Genomic DNA, 12,453 nt, shown 5'->3' with positions numbered 1-12,453 from the left:
TCAGGCGCGCTGCGGCAGCAGCGGATAGCCGGCAAGCACCGCGCGGCCGGCCAGCATGGCGACGCCGGCCTTGATGATGTCGCCGGGCACGAAGACCATCGAGGCGAGGGCCGTCTCGAAGAAGGCCTTGCCGCTCATATAGGCCAGCCACGGAATGCCGAAGAGGTAGACGACCGCGATGCCGCCGACGATCGAGGCGCCGAGGAAGGCGGCGAACTGGGTCAGCTCCGGCTGGTCTTCCTTCACGAAGCGCTCGGCGATGAGGCCGCAGACATAGGCGCCGAAGAACCAGCCGACGAGGTAGCCGGCGGTCGGGCCGGCAAAGACGGCTAGGCCGCCGCGCCCGCCCGACAGGACCGGCAGGCCGATGGCCACGAGCAGCAGCACGAGCAGCACGGCGGCCGCGCCGCGCTTTGCGCCGAGAATGCAGCCGGCGAGCATGACGCCGAGCGTCTGCGCGGTGATCGGCACCGGAATGAAGCCGAGCGTGATCGGCGGCAGCAGGCCCAGCACCACGATGATCGCGGCGAAGAGGGCGACGAGGACGATGTCTCTGGTGGTCATGTGAGGTTCCCCGGTGGACAAAATTGGGTCGAATGCTTAGTGCCGCCGAAAGCCGCGCGCGTCAATCGCCATGGCGATCGTATCGGCGTCCTTCAGCGTCAGGATGATGAGCGGCACGAGAGTGGTCAAGGGCCGGACCGGCAGGCCGCGCGCCCGGTGGGCGTCGGTGATCTCGCCGTAGCGCGCGAAGATTTCCGGCACGAAGCGGATGACGAGGCCGACCGCGAGGCTCACATCGGCCGCGCGCACGAAGCCGAAGCGTTCGAGCGGTGTCAGGAACCGGGTGATCTCGTCCATGAAGGCGGAAATGGAGGTCGTGGCGGTGACGGCGGCAGCCAGTAGAACCAGTGCGCTCAGCCGGGAGAAGACAACCAGCGCCTCGTGCAGCGAATGGAAGGCATAGTTCGCGATTGCGACGAGGAGCACCGTGAAGAGCACGAAGCGCACGCGCCGGAAGGCCTCGCGAAGACCAATGCCGGTCGAAAGGCAGAGGACGGCCGAAAGCCCGAGCGCCGGCACGAGGATGCGCAGGTCGGCAACGATAAAGAGCCCGATCGCGGCGGCGAAGAGCATGAGCAGCTTGCCGCGCACCGGCATGCGGTGCAGCAGCGAGTCGCCCTCGATGTCGAGTCCGTTCAGCATGCCGCGATCCCCCGATAGGCGCGGATCGCCGCGGCCGGCCGGTCGTCGGCCGCAAGCCGGCCCTCGTGGAACACCAGCACCCGGTCGAACCCCTCCAGCAAGGCGAGATCGTGCGTGATGACGAGCACCTGTTCCGGCAGGCCCGCAACCGTGCGCTCGATGAGCGCGCGGTTCTTCAGGTCGAGCTGGTTGGTCGGCTCGTCGAGGATCAGGAGGTCCGGGCCGGTGACGAGCACGCTGGCGATGGCGCCGAGCTGCGTCTCGCCGCCGGAAAGCTCGTGCACGCGCCGCCGTGCGAGATGGGATATGCCGAAGCGCGCGAGCACCGCCTCCGTCCGTGCCGCGATCTCCGCCTTGTCGAAGCCGCGGTTCTTGAGGCCGAAGGCGATGTCTTCGGCCAGGATCGGCAGGATCATCTGGTGCTGCGGGTTCTGGAAGATGAACCCGGTTTTCCCGCGCGCAGCCGCTTCGTCGGCCACCGTGTCCAGCCCGGCGACCGTCACCGTGCCGCCCGTCGGCTTGACGAGGCCGTTGATCAGCCGCGCCATGGTGGTCTTGCCCGAACCGTTGAGCCCGACGACGCCGATGCGCGGCTCGCTCAGGGCAAGCGTCAGCGGGTGCAGCGCGGTGCGTCCGGCATAGGTCACCGTTGCGGCGGAAAAGACGATATCCAAAAGCGGGGTCCCGTTTCGTGGATGGTGGGGGAGCTATAGGCAATTCTACCGCATGTGCGAAGAGGTTTTCCGCGCCGGTCTGTTCGATAAGCGGCACTCGTGTGACGGGCACAGCGGCCCTATCCCGCTTGGCCATCGAAAATGTGTAGAACAAACCAAGAATATGTGTCTATCATCCACCATGACGATTCTTCTCTCCAATGCCGAGGCCCGGCGCATCTTTCTCGCCCGCCAGGGTCTGAGCGCTCCGCCCGGCCGCCTGCTCGGCAAGGCGGACCTGCTGAACCTCATCCACGACATCGGCTTCGTGCAGGTCGACAGCATCGCCACCGTGGAGCGGGCGCATCACCAGATCCTGTTCTCGCGCAACCAGACCTATCGCCGCGAGCATCTGACGGCGCTGCTGGAGAAGGACGGCGACCTCTTCGAACACTGGACCCATGATGCCTCGGTCATCCCGAGCAGCTTCTTCCGCTACTGGAAACACCGCTTCCGCCGCAAGGAGGCCTCGATGACCGAGCGGTGGCGCCGATGGCAGGGCGAGGGCTTCGACAAGGCGTTCGGCGAGACCTACGAGCGCATCGCCTCCGGCGGCGCGGTCCTTTCGCGGGACCTCAAGGCCGACGACCACAAATCCGGCGGCTGGTGGAACTGGCATCCGAACAAGACGGCGCTGGAATATCTCTGGCACACGGGCAAGCTGGCGATCGCCCGGCGCGAGAACTTCCAGAAGGTCTACGATCTCGTCGAGCGCGTGGTGCCGGCCCATCACCATGCGCCGGACGTCGAGCACGATGCCTTTGTCGACTGGGCCTGCCGCAGCGCGCTGGAGCGGTTGGGTTTTGCCACCCATGGCGAGATCGCCGCCTTCTGGGACCTCATCTCGCCGGAGGAGGCGAAGGCCTGGGTGGAGGACCATCGCGAGGAGCTGCGCCCGGTCTCCATCGAGCCGGCGGACGGCGGCAAGCCGCGCGCCTCGCACGCCTTTGCCGATTTCCCGGCCTGCCTTGGCGATGTGCCCGAACCGCCCGCCCGCCTGCGCGTGCTTTCGCCCTTCGATCCGCTGATCCGCGACCGAAACCGCACCGAACGGCTGTTCGGCTATTTCTACCGCATCGAGATCTTCGTGCCGGAGCCCAAGCGGCAATATGGCTACTACGTCTTCCCGCTGCTCGAGGGCGACCGCCTCGTCGGCCGCATCGACATGAAGGCCGACCGCAAGGCCGGTACGCTCGACGTCAAGCGGCTGTGGTGGGAGCCGAAGGTCCGCGCCTCCGCCGGCAGGCAGGAGAAGCTTGAGGCAGAGCTGGCCCGCATTGCGAAGTTCGCGGGCGTGGAGACGGTGCGGTATCTGGACGGCTGGCGCGGGGACGCGGGTTAGGCCGTCACCGGCCGCCCGCCGAAGGCGGCTTTGCCCTTTTCCGTAAGCGCACGGAATTTTTCGGAGGCGCCCGTCAGCTTGGCGTCCCATTCCGGGTCGGGCACCTGGCCGCGGATCGTGTCGAAATACACGGCCATCAGCGCGGCGATCGCGAAGGGCTCCAGCACGGCGGCCTTGAAGGCCCAGGCGAAGACGATGGCGACGACGAAGCTGTAGCCCGCGATCTCGCCCGGAAAGGCGTAGAGGATCGCGCCGGCGGGGGCGAGGGCGAGGAGGAAGACGACGATCGACAGCACCCAGAGGAAGACGGCGAGCCAGACGGCGTTCTTCACCATCTTCAGGCCGTTCTGCGCGTAGAGCACGAGGCCGCGGCGGGCGCCGTCCCAGGCATTGTCGCTGTTCGTGCGGATGTTGTAGCCGAGGATGATCTCGTCGACATAGGTCAGCGACAGGCGGATGACCGTGTTGGCGAAGCGGGCGATGGCGTCGAGCCCGGGGATCGGCAGGAAGGCGGCGACGCCGCCGATGAGCCCGGTAATGGCGGCGATGACGCCCTTGACGAGCTGGTCGAGTGCAAAGAGCACGTTGGCCTCGCCGAAACGGGCCGTGACGACCTCGCGGCCATAGGCGACCTGGCCCTTGCCGTCCGGCAGCGCCTCGCCGTCGATCAGTTTGACGATGACGGCGATATGGGCGGCCTTGACCATGTAGAGCAGCCATTCGCGCGCCCAGTAGACGGCGGCGGCAATGAAGCCCATGCCGATGAAGCCGCCCCAGGCGGCGTAGGATTCCGGGCTTTCACTGAGCGAGCCGACGCCGTAGCCGATACCGGCTCCCGCACCCGTTGCGAGGATGAAGGCGAGCGTGATGACGAAGTAGATCACCATCCGCAGGAGGATGAACGGCATGGTCCTGGCAAGGATACCGATGGTCCTGCCGATGCTGAAATCCCACATGCCCCGCCATCCCCCGAGAAAATCCCGCGATCCCCGATTGCCGCGTGAAACTCAGACGTTTCGGGGAAGCGGGATATTCGGTTTCAGCAGAGGTCGGTGGCGCTGATCTGGATGCCAAACCCTTCGAGGCCGACATAGTGGCGCTCGCGCGAGGCCATCAGGCGGATCGACGTGATGCCGAGATCCTTCAGGATCTGCGCACCGAGGCCGATTTCCAGCCATTCGCTTTCGCGCGCCTGCGCCTCGTCGTGGCCCTCGCGGTCGTGTTTGCCCTTGCGCGCGGTGGAGGACTGGCCGACGCCGACGGACCCCTCGCGCAGATAGACGATCACGCCGCGGCCCTGTTCGGCGATGCGCTTCATGATCGCGTCGATCTGGCGGCTCGCACCAAAGACGTCACCGCCGACATTTTCGAGATGCAGGCGCACCGGAATGTCGACGCCGTCCCTGATGTCGCCGAAGACGACAGCAAGATGCTGCATCGGGTCCCAGGGCAGGGTGTAGGTCAGGGCCTTCGCCTTGCCGTAGGGCGTATCGATGTCGAAACCGTCGACCTGCTCGATCAGTGTTTCCTTGCGCTGGCGATAGGCGATGAGGTCGGCGACGGAGACCTGCTTGAGGCCGTGCTGCTCGGCAAAGCCTGCCACCTGCGGCCCGCGCATGACGGTGCCGTCGTCGTTGACGAGCTCGCTGATCACGCCGATCGGCGGCAGGCTTGCGAGCTTGCAGAGGTCGACCGCGGCTTCCGTGTGGCCGGAGCGCATGAGGACGCCGCCTTCGCGGGCGACGAGCGGGAAGATGTGGCCGGGGCGCACGAAGTCGGCGGCGCCGACATTGGGGTTGGCGAGGTTGCGCACCGTCAGCGTGCGGTCGTCGGCCGAAATGCCCGTCGTCGTGCCGTGCTTGAAGTCGACCGAGACGGTGAAGGCGGTGGTATGCGCCGAATCGTTCTCCGCCACCATGGCGTTGAGGTTGAGGCGCTTGGCCTCCTCGCGCGGCATGGGGGTGCAGACGATGCCGGAGGTGTGGCGCACGATGAAGGCCATCTTTTCGGGCGTGCAGTGCACGGCGGCGACGATGAGGTCGCCCTCGTTCTCGCGGCCGTCGTCATCCATGACGACGACGATCTCGCCGGCCTCGAAGGCGCGGATGGCATCGACGACACGCTTCTGATCGTAGCTCATGGCAGGCTCCTATTCAGCCGATTATTTCAGGCGGCCGGTCTGGCCGCGATCGCGCAGGTAGTGGTCGGCAACGGCGCAGGCGACCATTGCCTCGCCGATCGGCACGGCACGGATGCCGACACAGGGATCGTGCCGGCCCTTGGTGCGCACGTCGACATTGTTGCCGTCGGCATCGATCGAGCGGCGCTCGGTGAGGATCGAGGAGGTCGGCTTGATGGCGAAGCGGGCGACGACCGGCTGGCCGGTGGAAATGCCGCCGAGAATACCGCCGGCGTGGTTGGACAGGAAGATCGGATTGCCGTCATTGCCCATGCGCATCTCGTCGGCATTGTCCTCGCCGGTGAGTTCGGCAGACGCAAATCCTTCGCCGATCTCGACGCCCTTGACGGCGTTGATCGACATGAGGAGGGAGGCGATGTCCTGGTCGAGCTTGCCGTAGATCGGTGCGCCGATGCCGGCGGGAACGCCCTCGGCGATCACTTCGACGACCGCGCCGATCGAGGAGCCCGCCTTGCGGATACCGTCGAGATAGTCCTCCCACACGGGCACGATGGCAGGGTCGGGCGCGAAGAACGGGTTGTTGTTCACCTCGTTCCAGTCCCAGTTGCTGCGGTCGATCTTGTGTTTGCCGATCTGCACCAGCGCGGCGCGGACGGTGAGCCCCGGCACGACCTTGCGGGCAAGGCCGCCGGCGGCGACGCGGGCCGCCGTCTCGCGGGCGGAGGAGCGCCCGCCGCCGCGATAGTCGCGGATGCCGTATTTGACGTCATAGGTATAGTCGGCATGGCCGGGGCGGTAGCGTTTCGCGATCTCGCCGTAGTCCTTGGAGCGCTGGTCGGTGTTCTCGATCAGCATGGAGACGGGCGTGCCCGTCGTGATCATCGTCTCGCCGTCGTCGTCCAGCATCACGCCGGAGAGCACCTTGACGAGGTCGTCCTCGCGGCGCTGCGTCACGAAGCGCGACTGGCCCGGCTTTCGCTTGTCGAGCCAGGCCTGCAGTTCGGCCAGCGTGAAGCGGATGCCGGGCGGGCAGCCGTCCACCACGCAGCCAAGCGCCGGCCCGTGGCTTTCGCCCCAGGTGGTGACGCGGAAGAGATGACCGAAGGTATTGTGCGACATGAGCGGAACCGGACCCCACAGGAAAGTGCGACCTCTCTTAGTGGAAAAGGCGGGGTAGGGACAAGGGTTTCGCGCTTTTACCATCAGGATGCCCGGTGATTGCCCCTCATCCCGCTGCCGCGACCTTCTCCCCGCAGGCGGGGAGAAGGGGCAAGGGGCGATGTTCTCCCCCACAACGATGCCGCTGTCTGGGGAAACGGGCGCGACACCCCCTTCGCCCCGCCTGCGGGGAGAAGGTGCCGGCAGGCGGATGAGGGGCGATCCAGGCCCTTACGACGCCAGCTTCCACCGCATCTCGCTGCCGAAGGCGAGGAAGGCGTCGCGGGAGAGCGGCTTGGCGAAGGCGTAGCCCTGCAGAAGATCGCAGCCGAGCAGGCCCAGCATCTCGGCATGCTCCATCGTCTCCACGCCTTCGGCGACGATCTCGATGCCGAGCGAGCGGCCGATCTCGATGATCGAGCGCACCAGCGCCTGTTCGTTGCGGGCGGTGAGGATGGGGGCGACAAGCTGGCGGTCGATCTTCAGCCGCTTCGGCTTCAGCTTCAGGAGGCTGACGATGGAGGTGTGGCCGGTGCCGAAATCGTCGATCTCGATGTCGATGCCGAGCGCCTTGATGCGTTCCAGGTTGGTGAGAACGACGTCGTCGCTCTCGTCGAGAAAGATCGATTCGACCAGTTCGAAGGCGATCTGGCCGGGCTGGATGGAGAGGCCGGTGAGGCTGTCGATCAGGCTCTCGTCCCGGAGGCGCCGGGCCGACACGTTGACCGAGATCTTCGGCATGATCAGGCCCTGCGCCGCCCAGCGGGCGCAGTCGAGCAGCGCCTTTTCCAGGACGATGCGGTCGAGCGTGGCCATGACGTTGAGGTCTTCGGCGATCTTCAGGAAGTGGTCGGGCGTCAGCAGGCCTTCGCGCGGATGGTTCCAGCGGATCAGCGCTTCGGCGCCGGCGAGCTTCAGTGTGCCTGCGTCGATCTGCGGCTGGTAGTAGGGCACGAATTCGTTGTTCTCGATGCCGGCCAGGATATCGTCGGCGATGCGCTTGTTCGAGATGATCTCGGCCTGCAGCGCCTCGGTGAAGAATTCATGCCGGTTCCGCCCGAGCGCCTTGGCCCGGTAGAGCGCGATATCGGCATTGACGAGCAGCCTGGCCGTGTCGATCGACCGGCCCTCGGCAAGGGCGATGCCGATGCTGACGCCGAAGCGGCAGAGATGGCCCTCATATTCGACGGGCTGCTGCATCAGGCTGATGATGCGCCGCGACAGCGCGCTGAGATAGACCTGATCGGTCGTGTTGGTCACCACCACGACGAATTCGTCGCCGCCGATGCGTGCCACGAGGTCGCCGGTGTGCACGCAGGCGCGCAGCACCTGCGAGGCATGCACGAGAAGCGCATCGCCCGCGGCATGACCGAGCGTGTCGTTGATCTGCTTGAAGCGGTCGAGGTCGATATGCAGGATGCCGACGCGCGCATCCTTCGTCTCGCTGCGCGTGGCGATGTCCGTCAGCTCGTCGTCGAGCTTGCGGCGGTTGCCGAGCCCGGTCAGCGGGTCGTGCAGCGCGTTGTGCTCGATGCGGACCTTGGCCTGTTCCAGCTCGATGTTCTTGGCGTCCGCCTGTTCCTTGGCCGCCTTCAGGTTTTCCTTCAGGATCACGTCTTCCGTGACGTCGAAGGCAAGGCCGATCAGCTTGCGGCCGCCGTCCTGAGCGTGGTGGACCTTGCCGACGGAGCGCACATGGCGGATCTCGCCGTCCGGCATCAGGATGCGGGCCTCGCGCACATAGGGTAAATCGTGTTCGACGCAGTGATTGACCGTCTGGACCGTTTCTTCCCGGTCGTCCGGGTGCATTGCGGCGAGCCATTCCTCGTGCGTCACGGTGCCGTCGGTGAAGACCAGGCCGTAAAGCTGGTGCATGCGCTCGTCCCAGTAGGTCCGGCGGAGGTCGAGATCGGCTTCCCAGAGGCCGCACTGGTAGGAATCGAGTGCGAGGTCGAGGCGGCGGCTGGTCTGTTCCAGTTCGGTATTCTGCCGTTCGGACTGTTCCTTGGCCTGGCGCAGGCGGGCGGTCATCTGCATGTCGTCGGTGACGTCGAAGGCGAGCCCGACCAGCTTGCGGCGGCCGTCCTGCCCGGTATGCAGCTTGCCGACCGACTGGATATGGCGAATGGATCCGTCCGGATGCACGACGCGCGAGGTGCGCGAATAGGGCACGTTCTCGTCGATGGTCCGGCTGGCCTTGCCTTCCGCCTCGGCACGGTCGTCGGGATGGATGGCATTGATCCAGGTGTCGTGGGTGATGCGCTTGCCGGTGTTGGTGATCCCGTAGAGCTGGTGCATGCGGTCGTCCCACAGCGTCAGCCCATCCTCCAGATCGGCCTCCCACAGGCCGCATTCGTAGGAATCGAGCGCGAGGTCGAGGCGCTGCGTCAGCTTGGCGAGCTCGGCGTTCTGCACCTCGGCATGGTCCTTGGCACTCTTCAGCGCCTCGTTCAGCAGCACGTCCTCGGTCACGTCCCAGCTGATGCCGGTCAGCTTGTCCTCGCCGTTGGGACCGGTGAGGCGTGAACCGACATTGCGGATATGGTGCCAGTTGCCGTCGGGCATGAGGATGCGGTACTGCGACTTGTAGTCGTTGCCGCCGGCGCGGATCCGGTCCATCTCGCCCCTGGCGATGGCGACGTCGTCGGGGTGGAGAACGGAACGCCATTCGTGGTCGTTCGGCGTCTCGTTTTCCGGGAAGCCGTGCAGACGGTGCATCTGTTCGTCCCAGTTGCGCGCGCCGGTCGACAGCTCGACTTCCCAGATGCCGATCTTGGAGGCGTCGAGCGCGATGTCGAGGCGCTGGGAGAGTGACTGCACCTGCCGCTCGCGCGCCCGCAGCCGGGCGATGTTGCGCTGGCGTTCGCTGACGAGGCCGCCGGTCAGAAAGATCGGCACGATGATGACGAGTGCCGCAGCGGCGATGATCAGCCGGATCTGGGTGAGGTTTTCAGGCGGGTGCTGCCAGCCTTTGGAGGGGATGGCCGCCAGTTGCCAGCGCCCGCCGGGAAAATCCAGCGCCTGGAGGACGGGTTCCTTCTCGAAGACCTCCGCATCGCCGAAGAACGGATCGACGATATTGTCGGGCACGCTGACGTCGCGGATGGCGAGCTGGATATCGGTTTCGTGCCGTTGCGCGCTGTGCCGCGTGGGCTGGTCGGCATCGAACAGGCCGGCGTCGGTAAAGAGCTTGCGCTCGTCGATCAGCCCGTCGATATAGCCCCAGAAATAGTGCCGCGCCTCCACATTGGTGAAGACCGGTATGAAAAGGTTGAAGCCGCGGCCGCCCTTGGCGAACTGCACCGGCCCGAACATTAGCGGGCGCCCGCGCGAACGGTCCATCTGGGCGGCCCGGCGGAAAGAGGGGAAGCGGTTGAAATTGGTGCCGAGGTAATGCTGGTTGCCGTCGAGCGGGAAGGCCTGCCGGACCTTGCCCTCCGGCGCGACGCCGACCCGGCGGAAATGGGTGTTCTGCAGCATCAGCTTGCGGGCGAAGACGTTGAACTGCAGCGTCGCCTGCTCCGGCGCCACCGCGAACATGTTGGCGACGCTGCGCAGGGCCGCGACATTGCCGTTCACCTGGCTCTGCAGCCGGGCTGCGACCAGCGCGAGGTCGCCCGCCACATGGTTCTGCAGCTCGTTGCGGTAGATATGCTCGTTCTGCCGCTCGTAGACGATGCCCGCCGTCAGGATGACGCAACCGGCGATCGCCGCCGGAATGAGCGACGGTTTCGCCCATTCTGCTATGGATGCCAGAGCGTGGCGAAAGGCGGCTGGAACGCGCAAAAAGAGAATCCCCGGTGGTCGCAAAACGGTAAGGGAGGCTTCCTTAAGATTGCATTTATAAACAGCTGAAATACTTGCATTTCCGTCCCGATACGGGAGAGTGTTGCCAAGCCGCTTTCCGGGCCCTCCGCCGCCCTTGTCCGACAATTCCGGGGATGAGCGGGCAGCCTGCCTTGCTTCGTATGATCTTTCCGGCCATCCATTTCACCAGCGCACGCGGGGGCGGGCGAATTTCGCCATATTTGGGGGGCATCTGACATGGCCAGCAAAAAGACTGATTCATTCCCAGGGGTTCGCAAGATGCGCTTTCTGATCGCCGCGCTGATGGCCACGGCCGTTTTCCTTTCGCCGCTCGCAGCTTCTGCCGAAAGCGCCGACGTGGAGGCCGTGATCACGAATGTCGACACGACGAACCTCAGCCTCTCGCTCGATGACGGCAAGAAGTACCAGGCGCCGGAAGAGTTCAATTTCGAGGGGCTGGAACCGGGCGTGAAGGTGCTGGTGTTCTACACCGAAGTCGACGGCAAGCGCGTCATCAACGATCTCGAGATCATCCAGTAAGGCTTTGCCTTTCATTCCGCCACGGCCGTCCGGCTTTTCCAGGCGGGCTCTTGTCCCTTAGAGCCAGTGCATGCCCGCCGCATCGATGCGCAGCAGGCGATCCTGGTGGATCGGCGTGTTGGCCGCTTCTTCCTCGTCCATGCCGTTCAGCCGGAAGGCCGCGCGGAAAACACCGCCATGGCTGACGCAGACGGTCGGACCACGGACATCGGCAAGCCAGGACGCGATGCGCCAGGAGAGAATCTCGTAGCTTTCCGCCGCATCGCCGGGCGGAATGAAGTTCCATTTCGCGTGGCTGCGTTCTTCGACCCGTGCCGGCGCTTCGGCCATCAGCTCGGGCAGGGTATGGCCTTCCCAGTCGCCGAAGGACAATTCGACGAGACGCTCGTCGGTGCGGTAGGCGAGGGGATCGAGCCCCATGGCGCGGCGCAGGATTTCCATCGTCTCGCGCGTGCGGCCCAGCGGGCTTGCGACGAAATCGAAATCGGCGGCCGCGGCGCCGAGAATATCTTTGAGGGCGGCGCCGTTGCCGGCCGCCTGGCGGCGGCCGGTCTCGTTCAGCGGAATGTCCTTCTGCCCCTGCAGCCTGCCCTCTGCATTCCACGCGGTCTGGCCGTGACGGATCATGTAGATGAGCAAGGCGAAAACCCCGGGGCGGACGTTCGTATCAGTCCTTGATAACGGAGATGTCGGGCGCGTCGACGGCCTTCATGCCGACGACGTGGTAGCCACTGTCCGCATGATGGGTTTCGCCGGTCACCGAGCGCGACAGATCGGACAGCATGTAGAGGCCGACATCGCCGACTTCCTCGATCGTGACGGTCCGGCGCAGCGGCGCATTGTACTCGTTCCACTTGAGAATATAGCGGAAGTCACCGATGCCGGAGGCTGCGAGCGTCTTGATCGGGCCGGCGGAAATCGCGTTGACGCGGATGTTCTTCGGGCCGAGGTCGACGGCGAGATATTTCACGCTCGCCTCGAGCGCGGCCTTGGCGACGCCCATGACGTTGTAGTTCGGCATGACCTTCTCTGCGCCGTAATAGGTCAGCGTCAGCATCGAGCCGCCATCGGTCATCAGCTTTTCCGCACGACGGGCGACCGACGTGAAGGAATAGACCGAGATCTGCATGGTCTTGGCGAAATTCGCCGGTGTGGTGTCCACGTAGCGGCCGGTCAGTTCGTCCTTGTCGGAAAAGCCGATCGCATGCACGAGGAAGTCGATCTTGCCCCAGGTCTTCTCGATGTTCTCGAAGACGGCGTCGATCGATGCCTCGTCGGAAACGTCGCAATCGCCGGCCAGCACGGCGCCGATTTCGACGGCCAGCGGCTCCACACGCTTCTTCAGCGCATCGCCCTGATAGGTCAGGGCGATCTCGCCGCCCTGTGCGTGGATAGCCTTGGCGATGCCCCAGGCGATGGAACGGTTGTTGGCGACGCCCATGATGACGCCGCGCTTGCCCTTCATCAGACCAGATGCCTGAACCATGGTTTGCCCCCTGATACTTAAGTCAGATTTGCCTATGGCATAGGCGGCATTGGGGTTCAAG

At 65.3% G+C, this 12,453-nt stretch carries 11 protein-coding genes; 2 read left to right on the top strand and 9 right to left on the bottom strand.

What is annotated here, in order from left to right:
* Genes EXZ48_RS25355 through EXZ48_RS25345 form a run of 3 tightly spaced genes read right to left on the bottom strand, consistent with a single transcriptional unit; the run spans position 1 to position 1,880 of the window.
* On the bottom strand, positions 1-564 hold the full coding sequence (locus tag EXZ48_RS25355) for a biotin transporter BioY (protein WP_023514775.1): 564 nt from the start codon (positions 562-564) through the stop codon (positions 1-3).
* Between the two features lie 36 nt (positions 565-600).
* Complete coding sequence (locus tag EXZ48_RS25350; protein WP_130519177.1) at positions 601-1,206, bottom strand: energy-coupling factor transporter transmembrane protein EcfT; 606 nt, start codon at positions 1,204-1,206, stop codon at positions 601-603.
* Entirely contained in the window at positions 1,200-1,880 is a 681-nt protein-coding gene (locus EXZ48_RS25345; RefSeq protein ID WP_130519175.1) for an energy-coupling factor ABC transporter ATP-binding protein, read from the bottom strand. Before EXZ48_RS25345 ends, EXZ48_RS25350 begins: the two co-directional genes overlap by 7 nt.
* 181 nt (positions 1,881-2,061) lie before the next feature.
* On the opposite strand from EXZ48_RS25345, the gene EXZ48_RS25340 reads away from it, so the two are divergent.
* On the top strand, positions 2,062-3,261 hold the full coding sequence (locus EXZ48_RS25340) for a winged helix-turn-helix domain-containing protein (protein ID WP_130519174.1): 1,200 nt from the start codon (positions 2,062-2,064) through the stop codon (positions 3,259-3,261).
* Here the strand turns inward: EXZ48_RS25340 and EXZ48_RS25335 are convergent.
* The 4 genes from EXZ48_RS25335 to EXZ48_RS25320 all read right to left on the bottom strand — a co-directional run bounded on the left by EXZ48_RS25335 (position 3,258) and on the right by EXZ48_RS25320 (position 10,345).
* Positions 3,258-4,217, bottom strand: a complete 960-nt coding sequence (locus tag EXZ48_RS25335; RefSeq protein ID WP_130519172.1) for a hypothetical protein — start codon at positions 4,215-4,217, stop codon at positions 3,258-3,260. The genes EXZ48_RS25340 and EXZ48_RS25335 overlap by 4 nt on opposite strands.
* 83 nt (positions 4,218-4,300) lie before the next feature.
* Complete coding sequence (ribB, locus tag EXZ48_RS25330) at positions 4,301-5,401, bottom strand: 3,4-dihydroxy-2-butanone-4-phosphate synthase (RefSeq protein ID WP_023514770.1); 1,101 nt, start codon at positions 5,399-5,401, stop codon at positions 4,301-4,303.
* A gap of 21 nt (positions 5,402-5,422) precedes the next feature.
* On the bottom strand, positions 5,423-6,520 hold the full coding sequence (gene aroC, locus EXZ48_RS25325) for a chorismate synthase (protein WP_130519170.1): 1,098 nt from the start codon (positions 6,518-6,520) through the stop codon (positions 5,423-5,425).
* A gap of 270 nt (positions 6,521-6,790) precedes the next feature.
* Entirely contained in the window at positions 6,791-10,345 is a 3,555-nt protein-coding gene (locus tag EXZ48_RS25320; RefSeq protein WP_130519168.1) for an EAL domain-containing protein, read from the bottom strand.
* Positions 10,346-10,645: 300 nt separating this feature from the next.
* Between EXZ48_RS25320 and EXZ48_RS25315 the strand changes: the two genes are divergently transcribed.
* Positions 10,646-10,906, top strand: a complete 261-nt coding sequence (locus EXZ48_RS25315; protein WP_023511842.1) for a DUF1344 domain-containing protein — start codon at positions 10,646-10,648, stop codon at positions 10,904-10,906.
* Between the two features lie 57 nt (positions 10,907-10,963).
* Here EXZ48_RS25315 and EXZ48_RS25310 read toward each other — a convergent pair whose 3' ends face one another.
* Together EXZ48_RS25310 and fabI are read right to left on the bottom strand one after the other, a co-directional pair.
* The gene (locus EXZ48_RS25310) at positions 10,964-11,545 is read right to left on the bottom strand and encodes a histidine phosphatase family protein (protein WP_130519166.1); all 582 of its coding nucleotides are present in this window, start codon (positions 11,543-11,545) and stop codon (positions 10,964-10,966) included.
* A 28-nt stretch (positions 11,546-11,573) separates the two neighbouring features.
* On the bottom strand, positions 11,574-12,392 hold the full coding sequence (fabI, locus tag EXZ48_RS25305; RefSeq protein WP_023511844.1) for an enoyl-ACP reductase FabI: 819 nt from the start codon (positions 12,390-12,392) through the stop codon (positions 11,574-11,576).
* Positions 12,393-12,453 lie beyond the last annotated feature (61 nt).

Source organism: Shinella sp. JR1-6 (assembly GCF_004284735.1).
In the GTDB taxonomy this organism is placed as follows: Bacteria; Pseudomonadota; Alphaproteobacteria; order Rhizobiales; family Rhizobiaceae; genus Shinella.
This window is presented reverse-complemented; position numbering and strand designations above follow the sequence as displayed.

Coding starts and splice junctions, on each gene's coding strand:
- EXZ48_RS25335 (WP_130519172.1), bottom strand. CDS start 4,217: ATGTGGGATTTCAGCATCGGCAGGACCATCGGTATCCTTGCCAGGACC.
- EXZ48_RS25350 (WP_130519177.1), bottom strand. CDS start 1,206: ATGCTGAACGGACTCGACATCGAGGGCGACTCGCTGCTGCACCGCATG.
- EXZ48_RS25340 (WP_130519174.1), top strand. CDS start 2,062: ATGACGATTCTTCTCTCCAATGCCGAGGCCCGGCGCATCTTTCTCGCC.
- ribB (WP_023514770.1), bottom strand. CDS start 5,401: ATGAGCTACGATCAGAAGCGTGTCGTCGATGCCATCCGCGCCTTCGAG.
- EXZ48_RS25315 (WP_023511842.1), top strand. CDS start 10,646: ATGCGCTTTCTGATCGCCGCGCTGATGGCCACGGCCGTTTTCCTTTCG.
- EXZ48_RS25355 (WP_023514775.1), bottom strand. CDS start 564: ATGACCACCAGAGACATCGTCCTCGTCGCCCTCTTCGCCGCGATCATC.
- aroC (WP_130519170.1), bottom strand. CDS start 6,520: ATGTCGCACAATACCTTCGGTCATCTCTTCCGCGTCACCACCTGGGGC.
- fabI (WP_023511844.1), bottom strand. CDS start 12,392: ATGGTTCAGGCATCTGGTCTGATGAAGGGCAAGCGCGGCGTCATCATG.